This window comes from Allobosea sp. TND4EK4 (assembly GCF_900156025.1).
In the GTDB taxonomy this organism is placed as follows: domain Bacteria; phylum Pseudomonadota; class Alphaproteobacteria; order Rhizobiales; family Beijerinckiaceae; genus Allobosea.
In genome coordinates this window covers 1-16,228 of record NZ_FTMO01000008.1, presented here as the reverse complement: position 1 = coordinate 16,228, position 16,228 = coordinate 1, and the positions used below count along the sequence as shown (strand labels likewise).

Here is a 16,228-nt window from a genome sequence, read left to right as displayed (position 1 = left end):
CCCGGGATCGCGCGCCGTCAGCCGGAGGAATCCATGCCGCTCGATCTCCACGTCTTCCGAACGCTCAGCGACAATGCCGGGGCTTTGCTGCACGACCCGGCGAGCGGCGCCTGCGCTGCCGTGGACGTGCCCGATGCCGGCGAGGTGCTGGCCGCCGCCCGCGCCAGGGGCTGGACGATCAGCGACGTCTTCATCACCCACGCCCATCACGACCACACCCAGGGCGTCGCGGCGGTGAAGCAGGCGACGGGCGCCAGGGTCGTCGGCCCGGAGGATGCGCGCGCCGCCGCCCCGCTCGACCGCGTCATCGGCGAGGGCGACACCGTCTCGCTCGGGCAGGAGACCTTCGAGATCTGGCATACGCCGGGCCATTCCGACGGGCATCTGAGCTATATCGGCCTCGGCTCGAAGGTCGCGCTGGTCGGCGACGTCGTCTTCGTCATGGGTTGCGGCCGCGTCCAGCCCGGCCAGATGGACGCGATGTGGACCTCGCTGTCGCGCATCATGGCGCTGCCCGGCGACATCCGCCTCGTCGGCGGCCACGACTATACCCTCGCCAATGCCCGCTTCGCCCGCTCGGTCGATCCGTCCAATGCGGCGCTGTCGGCGCGCTTCGCCGAGGCCGAGACGGCCAAGGCGGAGGGCCGCTTCTGGGCCCTGACGACGGTTGCCGAGGAGCAGGCGACCAATCCCTTCTTCCGCGCCGGGGAAGGCGCGCTCGCCGCCGCGGTCGGCCGCGTCGGCGCTCCGGCCGCGCAGGTCTTCGCCGCCTTGCGCGAAGCCAAGAACAAGTTCTGACCGGGCGCCGCATCATGTCGCACCGGCTCGACGGCCTGACCGCGGCGGAGGTGATCCGCCTGCTCGACCTGAAACCGCATCCGGAAGGCGGGCACTACCGCGAAACCTTCCGCGATACGGCAGGCCCGGACGGGCGCGGGCACTCGACCGCCATCTACTACCTGCTCGATGCGGGCGAGACCTCGGAATGGCACCGGGTCGATGCCGCCGAGATCTGGCATCATTATGCCGGCGCTCCGCTGGTGATCACCGTCTCGCCGAACGGGCATGACGCGTCCGCGCATCGCCTGGGGACCGACCTCGCCGCCGGACAGCGCCCGCAATTCGTGGTCGAGGCCGGCTGGTGGCAGAGCGCGACCTCGCTCGGTGCCTGGACGCTGGTCGGCTGCACGGTCGCGCCGGGCTTCGCCTTTTCCGGCTTCGAGATGGCGCCGCCCGATTGGCGGCCGACGCCGCGCAAGCCTTCGGCGGCATGACGAATTCGCAGGGATTAGAGACGATGTCGATCACCAAGGAAGACGCCGCCCTCGCCCTGGAATGCGAGCGGCGCATCATCAACGCCTGGCCCTCGCTGTCGACCCTGATCGTCGGCGACTGGGTGCTGCGCTTCGCCAATGGCTATTCCGGCCGGGCCAATGCCGCGACGCCGCTCAGCCACGGAGCCGAGCTCGACGACACGATGCTCGACCTGATCGAGGAACTCTACCGCGCCGATGGCCTGCAGCCCTGCATCCGGCTGACGCCGCTCGTGGCGCCGGCGACCCGGGACGCCGTGCTGGCGCGGGGCTACCGCGTCAAGGATGCCTCCTTCGGCATGATCGCGCCGCTCGACGGCGTGCCGGTGGCCGGCGAAGGGGAACTCCAGATCGAGGCGAGGCCCGAGGCCGAATGGATCGCCGGCGTCGCCGCGCAGCAATCGGGCGTGAAGACCCATGCCGGCAACCTCGCCGCCATCGTCGAGAAGGTCCGGCTGCCCGCCGCTTTCGCGACATGGTTGATCGAGGGAGAGGCGGTCGCCTTCGGCATGGGCGTCGCCGAGCGCGGCATGGCCGAGATCGGGTTGATCTGCGTCGACCCGGGCCACCGCGGCAAGGGTCTCGGCCGCAGCATCGTCACCGGCCTGATGGGCTGGGCTGGCGCCATGGGCTGCCACAGCGCCTATCTCCAGGTCGAGCAGACCAATGCGGTGGCCAACAAGCTCTACCGCAGCCTGGGCTTCCGCGAGCTCTACGCCTACGAGACGCGCATCCTCGAGTGACCGGCAGCGGGTGCTATCGTCATTGCGAGAAGCGAAGCGACGAAGCAATCCAGGGGGACCTTGTCGAACGGTTCAGCCGGCCCCTGGATTGCTTCGCTGCGCTCGCAATGACGCGCAAGGTCAGCGCGTCAGCAGCGCGGTTCCGTAGAGCCCGACCGCGAAGACGGTGTGGCCGACGATGTTGAGCACGCGGATCTGCGTCGCATTCGGCCGCTTCGAGGCCGCGATGCCCATCCCCATGCCGGGCTGCAGCATAAACCAGCCGCAACCGACCGTGGCGAGCCCGACGATCAGGGCCGGCAGGAAGGTCGGGTTGCGCGCCCATCCGGTGCCCCAGACGCCCAACAGCACCGCCGCGAACAGGATGCCGACACCATAGTGGAAGGCCCAGCCGATGGCGGCCTCTCCGGTGACAGGTTCCGTCTTGCCGATATCCGCATGCGCGACGCGCCCCCGCAGCAGATGCGCGAACCAGCGCCCCGGCGGCGCCCAGTTCGGCTTCGGCAGGCCGAAAAGCCGGAGGAACTGGGACCACAGATCGAACAGCACGGTCGCCCCGACGCCGATCACGACGGCCCTGCCGATGAAGTCCTGCATGATCCGCCCCCAGCGCTTTTCCCTTTTGAACTCTTGGAGCGATGCCGGCAGCCCGCGTCAAGCAGGCCTGGCGCGGCCCGGCCCCCTCCGCAGCGCCTGCTCCGTCCGTCGCGGAACACCGCATGCCGTTGCGGGGTTGCCTTGTCTCGACGACAGCGGGGGCGAAAGAGCATGAGCGGCGCAGCGGCCGAGACATCGGGCAGGCAATCGACCGGACCGCACGGCGCCGAGGAACTGCCCTCCGTCGTGGTGACGAGCTATAATCTTGAGACACGCGACGAGGAGGGCTTCGTCGGCGACAAGGCCAGCCGGCGCGCCTTCGTCGAGAGTCTCGATGACCTGCGCACGCATCTGAAGCGCAGCGGCGACGACCCGCTCGACGGCGAAACCGCGGCGATCTCCAAGAAGGAGCTTGACGCGCTGCTGAAGGATGGCAGCGCCGCCGAGGCGGCGATCGTGCTCAGCGCGATCGAGAACTTCGCGCAGTCGCTCGCCTTCGTCATCCGCCGCTTCATGCGGCTGAAGAGCTGGGCCGCGATCGAGCGCATTGTCGTCGGCGGCGGCTTCCGCGAAAGCCGGATCGGCGAGCTCGCCATCGCGCGGGCGGCGATCATCCTGCGGACGGAAGGCCGGCAGATCGACCTCGTCCCCGTCGGCCATCACCCCGACGAGGCCGGGCTGGTCGGCAGCGCCCACCTCGCCCCGAAATGGATCTTCGAGGCCTATGACAGCCTCGTCGCGGTCGATATCGGCGGCTCGAACATCCGCGCCGGCATTGTCGAGCTGCGGCAGAAGAAGGCCGACGACCTCAGCAAGGCGCGGGTCTGGCGCTCCGAACTCTGGCGCCATGCCGATGAGGAGCCGAGCCGCGACGCCGCGATCAAGCGCCTCGGCAAGATGCTGAAGGAGCAGATCGCCGCCGCGAAGGAGGAGGGCCTGCGGGTCGCCCCCTTCATCGGCATCGGCTGCCCCGGCGTGATCGAGGCGGATGGCAGCATCGAGCGCGGAGCGCAGAATCTGCCTGGCAACTGGGAGAGCAGCCGCTTCAACCTGGTCGAGAGCGTGCGCGAGATGGTGCCGGAGATCGGCGGCCACGACACCGAGATCGTCATGCACAACGACGCCGTGATCCAGGGCCTCAGCGCGATGCCGGCGATGCAGGATGTCGAGAACTGGGGCGTCCTGACCATCGGCACCGGCCTCGGCAATGCGAGCTATCGCAACCGGACGAAGCCCCAGCCAAAAGGCAAGCAGGCGAAGAAGGGGTGAGACGGCGCGGCCGGCAGTCCGTGCCATCTTGAGGTCGCCTTTCCCGGTGAAGAGGCTTGGGCGGGTCGAAGCCCCGTTCCCCGCTGGCCTGTCCCGGAGCTCTTCCTTGCCGGTTCTCCAAAATCCGTCTGCGACTTGCCAGCACGCTGCGCGCATGCCGAGTGTCGCAACGCGGGCGAATCATTCCGAGCAGGGCAACGCGGCCATGGCCAAGTCTCCGGAACCATACCAGTCTTCGGAACCACAGCATTTTGGGGCGCTGAACCGCCTCGCCTCCCGCGCAGCGGCCTTTCTGGCGCTGCTCCTGCTGATCGTCGGCATCGCTTTCGGCCCGGCCTTCGCGCAGCAGCCGGCGCCGTCCGCCCCGCCGGACCCCGGCAGCGTCCGGGCCAGGCTCGATTCGATCCGCACCGAGCTGACCGGGATCGAGGTCGTCGTCGACGCGCCGAGTTCCAGCGACGCCGATCTGCAGCGCCAGCGCGTTCGTCTCCAGCCGTCGCTCGATCATCTCCGGGTCCTGATCGAGGAGCAGACGCCGCGCGTCGACCAGGCCAAGGCCAAGCTCGACCAGCTCGGGCCCAAGCCGGACGCCAACGCGCCACCCGAAAGCCCGGACATCGCCCGCGAGCGCGACGCTCGCATCAAGGCTTACGGCGATGCCGACGAGACGCTGCGGCTGGCGAAGGCGGCCCTGCTCCAGGCCCAGCAGCTCCAGACCGCGATCGGCGACAAGCGGCGCGACATCTTCGCCAAGGCGTTGTTCGCAGCCGGGCCCTCGATCCTCAACCCCGAGGTCTGGGGCAATGCGGTGGCGACGGCGCCCGAGGATCTGCGCGCCTCGGGCTATATCTTCGGCGGCTGGCTGGAGGGCGTGAACGACGCCCTGTCGGGCACGCGCGGGCTCGTCATCCTTCTCTCCCTGCTCGTCGCGCTGCTGCTCTATCTGGTACGGGCCCGCTATCTGCCGCGCTTCAAGGCGCGCTACACCAATATGACGGAGTCGGGCGGGCTGCACTGCCTCTATGTGGCGCTCGCCCATATCGTCGCGGGCGCGGCGCCGCCGGCCCTGGCGAGCTGGCTGATCTACAAGGCCTTCGCCACCACCGGCCTGCTGCCGCCGCGCATCCAGCCCGTGATCTGGGCCTTCGTCGTGGGGCTCGCCTTCTTCGCCTTCGTGCAGGCGCTCGCCGACGCGATCTTCGCCTCGGGCAACCGCCAGCGCCGCCTGATCAGCGTGATGGACACCACCGCCCGCAGCGTCGTCTGGATCGCGAGCTCGCTCGCGCTGGTGATGGCCGTCGGCAAGGTCTCCGAAGCCTGGCTTCAGGCGATCGCCGCCGGCCTTGCCATCTCGATCATCGTCAAGGCCGGCTTCGCCATGCTGTTCGCGCTGACGCTGATCGCGGGCCTCTACCAGATCCGCGACGACGAGGAGATCGAGCAGGAGGCGTGCCTTGGACCCTATGTCCCGGTCGATGGCGCCAGGCTCGGCCCGTTGCGCATCATCGGCTGGATAATCGGCATCGCGATCATCGCGGCCGCGCTCGGCGGCTACGTCGTCTTCGCCTCCTTCCTCGCCGAGCAGACGCTGTGGATCGGCGTCATCGCCTGCCTCTATCTTCTGGTCCACCAGTTCATCGATCTCGGCATTCCGCGTCTGCTGAGCGGCAAGGGCCGTCTCGCGATGACGCTCAAGGCGGGCGTCGGCCTGCGCAGCGCCACGCTCGACAAGATCTCGGTCATCTCGGTCGGCCTGCTCAAGCTGCTGCTGATCATCGTCGCGGTGCTGCTGGTCCTCGCGCCATGGGGCCTGGAATCGACGGATTTCTTCGTCTCGGTCCGTGCCGCCTTCTTCGGCGTCCAGGTCGGCGGCGTCACGATCTCGCTCTCGACCATCGTCATCGGCGTCTTCGTCTTCGCGCTCGGCGTCGCCGCGACCAAGGCGATCCAGCGCTGGCTGGAGAACCAGTTCCTGCCGACGACCTCGATGGATCTCGGCCTGCGCAACTCGATCACCACCGCCGCCGGCTATGTCGGCTTCACCTCGGCGGTCGCCATCGCGGTCTCGGCCGTGGGCCTGAGCCTGGAGCGGCTGACCCTCGTCGCCTCCGCGCTCTCGGTCGGTATCGGTTTCGGCCTGCAATCGGTGGTGTCGAACTTCGTCTCGGGCCTGATCCTGCTCTGGGAGCGTCCGATCCGCGTCGGCGACCAGGTCGTGGTCGGCGATGTCGAGGGCATCGTGAAGCGGATCAATGTCCGCTCGACCGAGATCGCCACCTTCGACCGCGCCACGGTCATCGTCCCGAACTCCAACCTGATCTCCGGCGTCGTCCGCAACCGCGTCCGCAACGACCGCACCGGGCGCGTGCTGATCTCGCTGTCGGTGCCGCGCACGCTCGATGCGGGCGAGGTCAGGGCCATGCTGTCGGAGGTCTCCGGCAACCATGGCGACGTCATGCAGAAGCCGCCTGCGACCGTGCTGTTCAAGAAGCTCGGCACCGCGACGATGGATTTCGACCTGATCTGCGTGGTCGCGGATGTCGAGATCGTCGGCCGCGTCACCAGCGACCTGAACTTCGCGATCCAGAAGCGGCTGGCGGAGATGGAGCCTGCCGCGGCCACGCCGGAGCTTCTGGTCAAGGGGCTGGACGGCGTCGAGCAATCGCTGGGCGAGATCGCCGCCGCCGTTTCAAGCCGCGAGCCGCCGCGACGCGTGGCGCCGAAGACAGCGCCTGCGGCGCGCCGGCCATTGCCTTTGCCGGACGCCGAGGAAACCGGAGACGAAGCAGCCGAGACGGCCGCCAAGCCTGCCCCCGCGACATCGGCCGAGCCGGCCAAGGACGACAAGGAATGACGCCATGCTTCTCCGCCACAGGCAACGCCCCGATGCGGGCCGCTTCCGCATGAGCTGCCCCGCCGCCATTGCCGGCGCGCTCGCCCTGCTCGGCATCGCCGGCTGCACCGAGCCGCAGCGCCAGGCGCAGCAGCCCGCCTTCTATCGCGACCTCGGCTCCGCCGCCGCCCAGGTCGATGTCGAGCAGGCCCGCGCCATGATCTCGGCCTATCGCCTGAATGCCGGCCTCGGCGCGCTGACGCTCGATCCTTCTCTGGTCGAGGCCGCCCAGCGCGAGGCGGACGCCATGGCCCGTTCCGACAGGCCGGCCCAGGCGGATGCCGTGAAGGCCCGGCTGGCGAGGGAGGGCGTCTCCGGTGCGGAGGCCAATCTCTCGGCCGGCTATCGCCGCCTGGCCGAGGCCTTCTCGGGCTGGCGCGATTCGCCCCAGCACGACCGGGTGATGAAGGATGCGCGCGCAAAGCGCATGGGCCTCGCCACCGCCTATGCCCCTGGCTCGAAATATCAGGTCTACTGGGCGCTGATCCTCGCGCCCTGACGAGCGGGCCGGCGGCAGCGGGGCGCGGCGCCCTCGCTCCCGCCACGCCCTGTCAGCCTCGGCACCGCCCGCCCCTTACGCCGGCCCGCCGGGCCGGCTAGCCTGCGATCCATGCCGCCGCGCAAGCTTCCGACCCTGACCACGGCGCAGGCCCGCCAGATCTGGCTGCGAGCCCAGCGCCTCGACATGCGCGAGCCCTTCGGCAGCGGCCCCGAGGCGGCCCGCGCCGCCGTCGAGCAGCTCGGCTATGTGCAGATCGACACGATCAACGTGATCGAGCGCTGCCATCACCATATCCTCTATTCGCGCATCCCGGCCTATCGCCGGTCGGACCTCGCGCATCTGCAATCGGTCGAGAAGAGCGTCTTCGAATACTGGACCCATGCCCTGTCCTATGTGCCGACGCGCGACATCCGCTTTGCCCTGCCGGCGATGAAGGCCCATCGCGAGGAGCCGAAGCGCTGGTCGGCGGTCGGCGCGCGCGAGGAGACGCGCAAGCTCCTGCGCCGCATCCGGCGGGACGGGCCGCTCTCCATCCGGGACATCGCGGAGGAGCCGGTCGAGAAGGCGCATCTCTGGGCCAGCAGGAAACCGTCCAAGGGCCTGCTGGAGCGCGCCTTCTACGATGGCGAGCTGGCGATCGCGGCCCGGTCCGGCATGCTCAAGACCTATGCGCTCTTCGACCGGCATTTCGGCTGGGAGAAGCGCCCGGCCCCGGCGACCGAGCGGCAGGTCGCCGCCTACAAGCTCGACCGGGCGCTGCGCGCGCAAGGCATCGTCAGCCTCGACTCCATCTGCCATCTCGACGCCCCCGCCAAGAAGGGCGTCGCGGCGCAGATCGCCACGCGGCTGCGCAACCGGACGCTCGTGCCGGTCATGCTCGAAGGCGCCGGCAAGACCGCCCATTGGGCCGCTCCCGAGACGCTGGAGACCGTGGCGGAGCCCGAGCCGGGGCTCGTCCACATCCTCTCGCCCTTCGATCCGCTGATGATCCAGCGCAGGCGCACCAGCCTGTTCTTCGGCTACGGCCATGTCTTCGAGGCCTATCTGAAGCCGGAAAACCGCGTCTACGGCTATTTCGCCCTGCCCGTGCTCATCGGCGACGAGGTCGTCGCCGTGCTCGACCTCAAGACCGACCGCGCCGCCGGCCGGCTGCTGATCCAGCGATGGACCTGGCTGGAGGGCGCCGAGAGCGCCGAACGCAAGGCCCTGATCGAGGGGGAATTGCAGCGATTCGAGCGTTTCCAGCTCGCACTGGACGAGGCGGCGGTGGAGTCTGAGCCCGAGACCACAGAAATGCCGGCTTGATCGTCGCTGTTGCCCGGCAGGGGAAGGGGGCAGGCAAGCGGATGATGTGGAGAGCGCGACCGTCAGGACCTGCCCCTGGTCGGACTTCAGCCTGACCATGGCCGCCGCGATCCGGGCTCGGCCTTCGATGCCACCCCCCGGCCTGCCGATTGCCGCGATTCTGCATGCGGCCCTGTTGGCCTGGCTGGCCTCGGTCGCGACCCGGAGCTTCGAGAGCGTTCCGATCGCGGAGGAGAGCGTCGAGGTCGAGCTGCGGACTCAGGAGGAATTCGAGGCGCTGATCCGGCCGAAGCCGGCGCCGGCCGTCGCCCCCGTACCTGCCGCGCCAACCTTGCCCGAAGCTCCTCCAAAGCCGGATGCGTCTGCACCCTCGCCACAGCCCCCGGTGCGGCCTTCTCAACCGGCCCCCGTCGATGCCGACGGCATGGTCCATCCGCCGCGCATGCTCTCGCAGCGGGTGCTGTCAGATCCGCGCAGTCGCGAGACCGTCGCGTTGCTGCCGCGCCTCGCGCCGGGCGAGCGCGTCGAACAGTTGTGTGGGCTGGAGGCGATGGGCCAGATCCATGAGTGGCAGCGTGATTTCGAGCCGGATCGCGTCACCGCCTATGCGCTGGCGGGCACGAAGCTCTCGGGCCGGGTCTTGACCGCGGAAGGCGCGGCTTTTCGCAGCAAGCGGCGCTGGTACGGGTTGCGCTTCGCCTGCACGGTCTCGCCTGACCTGACACGGATCACGGCCTTCGCCTTCCATGTTGGCGAGCCGATCCCGCAGGAGCGCTGGGAAGCCCTCGGCCTGCCGGCCGTCCACTGATCTCAGGCGCCGAGCAGGTCGATCAGCGGCGGAATGAGCGGCTCGTCGGCCGGCGGCATGGCGAGATCGCGCAGCTTGCCGGGGCGGACCCATTTCAGGGCCTGCGCCTCCCTCGACATGGGCGTGCCTTCCCAGCGCCGGCAGACATAGAGCGGCATCAGCAGGTGAAACTCGGGATAGGCATAACTGGCGAAGGTCAGCGGCGCCAGGCAGGCTTCCTTCACGGTGATGCCGAGCTCCTCGTGAAGCTCGCGGATCAGCGCGGGCTCCGGCCGCTCGCCGGCTTCGAGCTTGCCGCCAGGGAATTCCCACAGGCCGGCCAGCGCCTTTCCCTCGGGACGCTGGGTGACGAGGACGCGGTTGTCGGCATCGATCAAGGCGCAGGCGACGACGAGGAGAAGCTTCACGAGGGGGCGATCTCAGTTGCCGGAGAGAATGACATGGACGGGCTCGGTTTCCTTGCCCGTCAGCGTCACCGTGTCATAGACCGAACCGCCCTCGCGGGAGAAGGCCGCCTCGTCGCCCCAGATCACCTGTGTGGTCAGGTAGTAGGTGCCCGGCGCGACATTGTGGAAGACGAAGCGGCCATTCGCCTCCGCCTTGGTCGTGCGGCTGTAGTCGGAATAGGCCGGGTCGACCGCATCCTCGCGGGGATAGGCCGCGTGCGGAATGTATTTGCCCCGGCCATAGAGATTGGCGAAGCGCTCGCGCGCGAAGCCGGTCGCCGGGATCAGCCGCACCACCTGCCCGGCCGCATTGACGACGACGCCGCTCGCCTTGGTGCGGAAGGCGTGGCCGGTGATGATCCCGGTCCCACCCTTCTTGATGAAGGCCGCCTCCTCGGTCGAGAACGCCACCGTCGCCGGCTTGCGCTCGACGCAGGCCCCGAGAGCCGCGGCCAGCAGGCCCGCCGCCACGAACGCATGTCTCATGATCTCACGCCCCACGCCTGCCGGCTCCGGCAGCCCCGGCGAGGATGATGCCGCCGCAGCCGCGAGCCCGCAACTGCGGAGCGCGCTCAGGACGCGTCAGGAGCGATAGTCGCCGTTGATCTCGACATAGGCCTTGGTGAGATCGCAGGTCCAGACGGTGGACTTGCCGCGCCCGAGCCCGAGATCGGCCGTGATGACGATCGTATCGCCCTTCATATAGTCCGACACGGCGGCTTCGTCGTAGGACGGCGCACGCGCGCCCTGCTTGGCCACGAGAATGTCGCCGAAGCCGATGTCGAGCCGGTCGCGGTCCGCCGGCTCGCCGGCCTTGCCGACCGCCATCACCACCCGGCCCCAATTGGCGTCCTCGCCCGCGATGGCCGTCTTGACCAGCGGCGAATTGGCGATGGAGAGCGCGACGCGCTTGGCCGAGCGCGAGGACATCGCCCCGGTGACCCGCACCTCGACGAATTTCCGCGCGCCCTCGCCGTCCTTGCAGACGAGATGGGCGAGTTCCAGCAGGATCGAGTTCAGCGCCCGCTTGAAGCCGGAGAGGCGCGGATCGCCGATCTGAGTGATGGCCGGCACGTCCCTGGCCTTGCCCGTCGCGAACAGCATCAGCGTGTCCGAGGTCGAGGTGTCGCTATCGACCGTCACGGCGTTGAACGAGCCCTTCACGCCCTTCGACAGCAGCGCCTGCAGCACCGGCGCCGCGATCGGCGCATCGGTGAAGACGAAGGAGAGCATCGTCGCCATGTCCGGCGCGATCATGCCCGCGCCCTTGGCGATGCCGGCGATCAGCACCTCCTTGCCGTCGATCTTCGCCTTGCGGCTCAGCGCCTTCGGGAAGGTGTCGGTCGTCATGATCGCCCTGGCGGCGTCGATCCAGGGGCCGTCCGCGGCCCGCTTGGCACAGTCCTGCAGCACGCCCTCGAACTTCGTCGCGTCGAGCGGCTCGCCGATCACGCCGGTCGAGGCGATGAAGACCTCCTGCGGCTGGCAGCCGGCGGCCTTGGCGGCGATCTCGGCGGTCAGCTTGACGGAATCGCGTCCCTTCAGCCCGGTAAAGGCGTTGGCATTGCCCGAATTGACGACGACGGCCCGGGCCGAACCCTGCTTCAGGTTCTCCCGGCACCAGTCGACCGGCGCGGACGGGCATTTCGAACGGGTGAAGACGCCGGCGACCTGCGTGCCCTCGTCGAGCAGCGCGAACCAGACGTCCTGGCGCCCCTTGTAGCGGATGCCGGCCTCGGCGGTGGCGAAGCGCACGCCCGCGATCGGCGGCACCTTGGGTTGGCGCTTGGGCGCGAGCGGGGAAACGGGAACGTCCTTGCCAGCCATCGGGCATTCTCCTGCGGGCTTGGCCGTGCCGTATCGCGGTCGCGGCCGGCGTCATTGGAAGCCGCCCTGCCCTCTGCCGCAGAGCGATGACGAAAACAAGAAGGGCGGCCGCAAGGGCCGCCCTATAAAATGAAGATCTCCGTCATGCTCGGGCTCGACCCGGGCATCTCCGGGGAGAGATTCTCGGGTCTGCGCTGCGCTGGGCCCGAGAATGACGGCCCTGAATCAGTTCTTCTTCGGCTCGGCAGGAGTGGCGGGGGCCGCGGGGGTGGCCGGCGCCGCCGGAGCAGCCGGCTTGTCGAGCCGCTCGATCTTGGCCTTCTCGCGCAGCGCCAGCACCAGGTCCTGCTGCGCCTTGCGCTCGAGATACTGGTCGATCTGCGGCTTCACTGCCGCGAAATCCGGCAGCGGCTTCGAGCGCTTGTCCTCCAGCTTGATGATGTGCCAGCCGAACTGGCTCTTCACCGGCGGCGAGACTTCGCCCTTCTTCAGCTTGAAGGCGGCTTCCGCGAATTCGGGCACCATGCGGTCCTTGGTGAACCAGCCGAGATCGCCGCCCTCCTTGCCGGAGCCGGGATCCTTCGACAGCTCGCCCGCGACCTTGGCGAAGTCCTCGCCCTTCTTCAGCCGTGCCTCGACCGCCTTGGCCTGGTCCTCGGTCTCGACGAGGATGTGCCGGGCATGGGCTTCCTCCTCCGGGGCCATCGCCTTGGTGGTGTCGTCGAAGAGCTTTTTGGCCGCGGCTTCCGTCACCGCCTTCTTGCCCTCGTTCGTCAGGTACTGATCGAGCAGCACCTTGTCGCGATAGTAGGCGAGGCGGGCGGTGAAGTCCGGCGTATCGCCGATCTTGGCGTCGGCGGCGGCCTTGGCGCCGATCTTCAGGTCGACGAGGTAGTTGATCACTTCGTCCCGGCGCCGCTCCTCGGGCAGCTGGGCCAGGCGCTCGCCGAGGTCCTCGGTGGCGAGATCGACCTCCTTCTGCGTGATCGGCAGGCCGTTGACCCTGGCGACGACGGTGTCGGCGGGAACCGGCGCGGGCTGGGCGAAGGCAGGTCCCGCCATCAGCACGACGAGACCGAGCGCGGCGACGATACGGTTGGACTTCATGCGGACACGGCCTTTCGCAGAGGAACCGGCAGGATTGGGAACCGAAATGATTGCGGCTGCACTGCCAGTTGAACGCGGCAAAGGCAAGGCGGATCCGGCGCTTCCGGAGCGCGTGGCAGCCGGGCCGCGCCGGGCGCTGCGCCGGCCCTCGCGCCCGTCTCTTGGAAGCGCTGCTCCAGCGCACCACATGCAGGCTCGAATTCATCCGCGCCTTTCGGGCTCTTCGAGGCGAAACGCGCGCTGGACCCTTCCCGCGCACGCGTCTAAACACGCGGTCGCATTCGAGAATACCCGCGCTTCGGCCCGGGCGCGGCCGGCTCCGGCCCCTGCCCGCCGGACGTCGAGACACCACCTGAAAGGCCCAACATGCTTGGCGCGCTCGCAAAGAAACTCTTCGGCTCGTCGAACGACCGCCGCGTCAAGGGCTACCAGCCCCGCGTCGCGGCGATCAACGCGCTGGAAAACGAGGTGGCCGCCCTGAGCGACGAGGCGCTGAAAGCCCGCACCGAGGAGTTCCGGCAGCAGCTGGCGGCAGGCAAGAAGCTCGACGACCTGCTGGTGCCGGCCTTCGCCACGGTGCGGGAGGCGGCCAAGCGTGTGCTCGGCCAGCGGCCCTACGACGTCCAGCTCGTCGGCGGCATGGTGCTGCATGAGGGCGCCATCGCCGAGATGAAGACCGGCGAGGGCAAGACGCTGGTCGCCACGCTTCCCACCTATCTCAACGCCCTCGGCGGGAACGGCGTCCATGTCGTCACCGTCAACGACTATCTCGCCCGGCGCGACGCCGAGTGGATGTCGAAGCTCTACAACTTCCTCGGCCTCTCCGTCGGCATCATCGTGCACGGCCTCGACGACGAGGAACGCCAGCGCGCCTATGCCTGCGACATCACCTACGGCACGAACAACGAGTTCGGCTTCGACTATCTGCGCGACAACATGAAGTACGACGTCGCGCAGATGAGCCAGCGCGGCCACCATTTCGCGATCGTCGACGAGGTCGACTCGATCCTGGTCGACGAGGCGCGCACCCCGCTGATCATCTCCGGCCCGCTCGACGACAAGTCCGACCTCTATGTCTCGATCGACAAGGTGCTGCCGGGCCTCGTCCCGAGCGATTACGAGGTCGACGAGAAGCAGCGCACCGTCGCGCTCACCGAGGCGGGCAACGAGCATATCGAGGAGCTGCTGCGCGAGGCCGGCATCCTCCTGGAGGGCGACCTCTACGACGCCCACAACATCACCATCGTCCACCACGTCAACCAGGCATTGCGGGCCCATAGCCTCTTCACCAAGGACAAGGATTACATCGTCCGCAACGACGAGGTGGTGATCATCGACGAGTTCACCGGCCGCATGATGCCGGGGCGTCGCTATTCCGAAGGGCTGCACCAGGCGCTCGAGGCCAAGGAGGGCGTCACCGTCCAGCCCGAGAACGCGACGCTGGCCTCGATCACCTTCCAGAACTACTTCCGGCTCTATTCCAAGCTCGCCGGCATGACCGGCACGGCGGCGACCGAGGCCGAGGAATTCTTCCAGATCTACAAGCTGGAGGTCGTCGAGATCCCGACCAACGTGCCGGTGGCGCGCAAGGATGAGGACGACGAGGTCTACCGCACCTTCGAGGAGAAGGTCCGCGGCGTCATCCGCGAGATCAAGCTGGCGCAGGAGAAAGGCCAGCCTGTCCTCGTCGGCACCACCTCGATCGAACGCTCGGAGCTGATCGCCGAGATGCTGGAGAAGGCGGGCTACCAGCTGCTCGACTTCACCGACCCGACGGCGCTGGAGCCCGTCTACGCGGCAGCCCGCAAGGGCGAGACCGTCAAGGCCTTCGCCGTGCTGAATGCCCGCTTCCACGAGCAGGAGGCCTATATCGTCGCCCAGGCCGGCGTGCCGGGCGCCATCACCATCGCCACCAACATGGCCGGCCGCGGCACCGACATCCAGCTCGGCGGCAATGCCGAGATGCGCATCAGCCACGACCTCGCCGGCATGGAGGAAGGTCCGGAGCGTGATGCGCGGGCCGCCGCCATCCGCGCCGAGGTCGCCGATTTCAAGCAGCGCGTGCTGAAATCGGGCGGGCTCTACATCGTCGGCACCGAGCGGCACGAGAGCCGCCGCATCGACAACCAGCTGCGCGGCCGCGCCGGCCGCCAGGGCGACCCCGGCCGCTCCAAGTTCTTCCTGTCGCTGCAGGACGATCTGATGCGCATCTTCGGCTCCGACCGCATGGACGGCATGCTGACCAAGCTCGGCCTCAAGGAGGACGAGGCGATCGTCCATCCCTGGATCAACAAGGCGGTCGAGAAGGCGCAGGGCAAGGTCGAGGCGCGCAACTTCGACATCCGCAAGAACATCCTGAAATACGACGACGTCATGAACGACCAGCGCAAGGTCGTCTTCGAGCAGCGCCGCGACTTCATGAAGCAGCCGACGGTGCGCGAGACCATCGACGACATGCGCCAGGGCACCGTCGACGACCTCGTCGCCCGCCATATCCCCGAGGAAGCCTATCCCGAGCAGTGGGACACCGCCGGCCTGAAGCAGGAGGTGATCCAGTACCTCAACCTCGACCTGCCGATCGAGGACTGGGCGAAGGAGGAGGGCATCGCCGACAGCGAGCTGCGCGAGCGCATCCGCAAGCTTGCCGACGAGGACTATGCCGGCCGCATCGCCCGCAACAGCGAGGAGGTGATGACCTATGTCGAGAAGCAGGTCCTGCTCCAGACGCTCGACCATCTCTGGCGCGAGCACCTCGTCACGCTCGACCATCTGCGCCAGGTCATCGGCTGGCGCGGCTATGCCCAGCGCGACCCGCTGCAGGAATACAAGCAGGAAGCCTTCGAGCTCTTCGACGGGCTGATCGGCCAGCTGCGCCAGCAGGTCACCGGCCATCTGATGCGCATCGAGGTGCGCTTCGACCAGCCGGAGGAGCAGGCTCCGCTGCAGGTCCAGGACGGCGGCGCGACCGCAAACCCCTTCGGCAGCGGCTCGCCCTTCGCCGCGCCGGCCGCGGAGTCCGGGCGCGATCCGAACGACCCCTCGACCTGGGGCCAGGTCGGCCGCAACGAGCCCTGCCCCTGCGGCTCGGGCAAGAAATACAAGCACTGCCACGGCCAGTATATCTGACCTCGCGAACCGGCCGGCCCTCGCGACCCGCCCCTGTCATTCCGGGGCGGCCGTCAAGCCGAACCCGGAACCCACGACCGGGTGAGCGCTGCGAGGGGTTCCCGTCCGCGTGAGGGGAGAGGGTGGAGCCTGCTCGTGGGTTTCGGGTTCTCGCTGCGCGAGCCCCGGAATGACAGGGGACACAGCCTCTCCAGAAATTATCCCCGCCTCCCGCCGCGCCCTTAACCTGCCCCCACCTCGTCCCCGGGGGGCAGCCATCCGGAGGTGTGCCGTTGGTGGGGACGCGGTCGGC

The 16,228-nt window shown here is 68.7% G+C and carries 14 protein-coding genes; 9 read left to right on the top strand and 5 right to left on the bottom strand.

Features of this window, described 5'->3' with window-relative positions; translation table 11 throughout:
- The first annotated feature begins 33 nt into the window (after positions 1-33).
- From gloB to BW981_RS14395, 3 genes are read left to right on the top strand one after another with little or no spacing between them, the layout of a single operon-like run.
- Positions 34-798 (top strand): hydroxyacylglutathione hydrolase, encoded by a 765-nt coding sequence (gloB, locus tag BW981_RS14405; RefSeq protein ID WP_076440377.1) that lies wholly within the window; start codon positions 34-36, stop codon positions 796-798.
- 14 nt (positions 799-812) lie between these two features.
- Positions 813-1,274: a cupin domain-containing protein gene (locus BW981_RS14400; RefSeq protein ID WP_076440375.1), complete on the top strand. Its 462-nt coding sequence runs from the start codon at positions 813-815 to the stop codon at positions 1,272-1,274.
- A 23-nt stretch (positions 1,275-1,297) separates the two neighbouring features.
- Positions 1,298-2,056 carry a GNAT family N-acetyltransferase gene (locus tag BW981_RS14395; protein WP_139333769.1) on the top strand — a complete coding sequence of 253 codons (759 nt, stop codon included), beginning with the start codon at positions 1,298-1,300 and terminating at the stop codon, positions 2,054-2,056.
- 120 nt (positions 2,057-2,176) lie between these two features.
- Here the strand turns inward: BW981_RS14395 and BW981_RS14390 are convergent, their stop codons facing one another.
- Positions 2,177-2,653 carry a DUF2938 domain-containing protein gene (locus BW981_RS14390; protein ID WP_076440371.1) on the bottom strand — a complete coding sequence of 159 codons (477 nt, stop codon included), beginning with the start codon at positions 2,651-2,653 and terminating at the stop codon, positions 2,177-2,179.
- A gap of 171 nt (positions 2,654-2,824) precedes the next feature.
- On the opposite strand from BW981_RS14390, the gene BW981_RS14385 reads away from it, so the two are divergent.
- From BW981_RS14385 to BW981_RS23410, 5 genes are all read left to right on the top strand, one after another.
- Positions 2,825-3,922 carry an ROK family protein gene (locus BW981_RS14385; protein WP_076440369.1) on the top strand — a complete coding sequence of 366 codons (1,098 nt, stop codon included), beginning with the start codon at positions 2,825-2,827 and terminating at the stop codon, positions 3,920-3,922.
- Between the two features lie 205 nt (positions 3,923-4,127).
- On the top strand, positions 4,128-6,776 hold the full coding sequence (locus tag BW981_RS14380) for a DUF3772 domain-containing protein (RefSeq protein WP_175624136.1): 2,649 nt from the start codon (positions 4,128-4,130) through the stop codon (positions 6,774-6,776).
- Positions 6,777-6,780: 4 nt separating this feature from the next.
- Positions 6,781-7,314, top strand: coding sequence for a CAP domain-containing protein (locus BW981_RS14375; RefSeq protein ID WP_244560334.1), 534 nt, complete (start codon positions 6,781-6,783; stop codon positions 7,312-7,314).
- A 111-nt stretch (positions 7,315-7,425) separates the two neighbouring features.
- Positions 7,426-8,622 (top strand): winged helix-turn-helix domain-containing protein, encoded by a 1,197-nt coding sequence (locus BW981_RS14370; protein ID WP_076440365.1) that lies wholly within the window; start codon positions 7,426-7,428, stop codon positions 8,620-8,622.
- A 46-nt stretch (positions 8,623-8,668) separates the two neighbouring features.
- Positions 8,669-9,430: a DUF930 domain-containing protein gene (locus BW981_RS23410; protein WP_244560333.1), complete on the top strand. Its 762-nt coding sequence runs from the start codon at positions 8,669-8,671 to the stop codon at positions 9,428-9,430.
- Positions 9,431-9,432: 2 nt separating this feature from the next.
- On the opposite strand, the gene mutT is transcribed toward BW981_RS23410, so the two are convergent.
- The 4 genes from mutT to BW981_RS14345 form a co-directional block, all read right to left on the bottom strand.
- Positions 9,433-9,837: an 8-oxo-dGTP diphosphatase MutT gene (mutT, locus tag BW981_RS14360; protein ID WP_076440363.1), complete on the bottom strand. Its 405-nt coding sequence runs from the start codon at positions 9,835-9,837 to the stop codon at positions 9,433-9,435.
- Between the two features lie 12 nt (positions 9,838-9,849).
- A complete protein-coding gene (locus BW981_RS14355; RefSeq protein WP_076440361.1) occupies positions 9,850-10,362 on the bottom strand; it encodes a peptidase associated/transthyretin-like domain-containing protein in 513 nt (170 codons plus the stop codon).
- A 96-nt stretch (positions 10,363-10,458) separates the two neighbouring features.
- Positions 10,459-11,703 (bottom strand): bifunctional glutamate N-acetyltransferase/amino-acid acetyltransferase ArgJ, encoded by a 1,245-nt coding sequence (argJ, locus tag BW981_RS14350; RefSeq protein ID WP_076440359.1) that lies wholly within the window; start codon positions 11,701-11,703, stop codon positions 10,459-10,461.
- A gap of 225 nt (positions 11,704-11,928) precedes the next feature.
- Positions 11,929-12,810, bottom strand: coding sequence for a peptidylprolyl isomerase (locus BW981_RS14345; protein WP_076440357.1), 882 nt, complete (start codon positions 12,808-12,810; stop codon positions 11,929-11,931).
- Between the two features lie 366 nt (positions 12,811-13,176).
- On the opposite strand from BW981_RS14345, the gene secA reads away from it, so the two are divergent.
- The gene (gene secA / locus BW981_RS14340; RefSeq protein WP_076440355.1) at positions 13,177-15,936 is read left to right on the top strand and encodes a preprotein translocase subunit SecA; all 2,760 of its coding nucleotides are present in this window, start codon (positions 13,177-13,179) and stop codon (positions 15,934-15,936) included.
- The last annotated feature ends 292 nt before the right edge of the window (positions 15,937-16,228 follow it).

What these genes read in the sequence shown, in the direction of transcription:
- gloB (WP_076440377.1), top strand. Translation starts at nt 34, where the DNA reads ATGCCGCTCGATCTCCACGTCTTCCGAACGCTCAGCGACAATGCCGGG.
- BW981_RS14400 (WP_076440375.1), top strand. Translation starts at nt 813, where the DNA reads ATGTCGCACCGGCTCGACGGCCTGACCGCGGCGGAGGTGATCCGCCTG.
- BW981_RS14395 (WP_139333769.1), top strand. Translation starts at nt 1,298, where the DNA reads ATGTCGATCACCAAGGAAGACGCCGCCCTCGCCCTGGAATGCGAGCGG.
- BW981_RS14390 (WP_076440371.1), bottom strand. Translation starts at nt 2,653, where the DNA reads ATGCAGGACTTCATCGGCAGGGCCGTCGTGATCGGCGTCGGGGCGACC.
- BW981_RS14385 (WP_076440369.1), top strand. Translation starts at nt 2,825, where the DNA reads ATGAGCGGCGCAGCGGCCGAGACATCGGGCAGGCAATCGACCGGACCG.
- BW981_RS14380 (WP_175624136.1), top strand. Translation starts at nt 4,128, where the DNA reads ATGGCCAAGTCTCCGGAACCATACCAGTCTTCGGAACCACAGCATTTT.
- BW981_RS14375 (WP_244560334.1), top strand. Translation starts at nt 6,781, where the DNA reads ATGCTTCTCCGCCACAGGCAACGCCCCGATGCGGGCCGCTTCCGCATG.
- BW981_RS14370 (WP_076440365.1), top strand. Translation starts at nt 7,426, where the DNA reads ATGCCGCCGCGCAAGCTTCCGACCCTGACCACGGCGCAGGCCCGCCAG.
- BW981_RS14355 (WP_076440361.1), bottom strand. Translation starts at nt 10,362, where the DNA reads ATGAGACATGCGTTCGTGGCGGCGGGCCTGCTGGCCGCGGCTCTCGGG.
- argJ (WP_076440359.1), bottom strand. Translation starts at nt 11,703, where the DNA reads ATGGCTGGCAAGGACGTTCCCGTTTCCCCGCTCGCGCCCAAGCGCCAA.
- BW981_RS14345 (WP_076440357.1), bottom strand. Translation starts at nt 12,810, where the DNA reads ATGAAGTCCAACCGTATCGTCGCCGCGCTCGGTCTCGTCGTGCTGATG.
- secA (WP_076440355.1), top strand. Translation starts at nt 13,177, where the DNA reads ATGCTTGGCGCGCTCGCAAAGAAACTCTTCGGCTCGTCGAACGACCGC.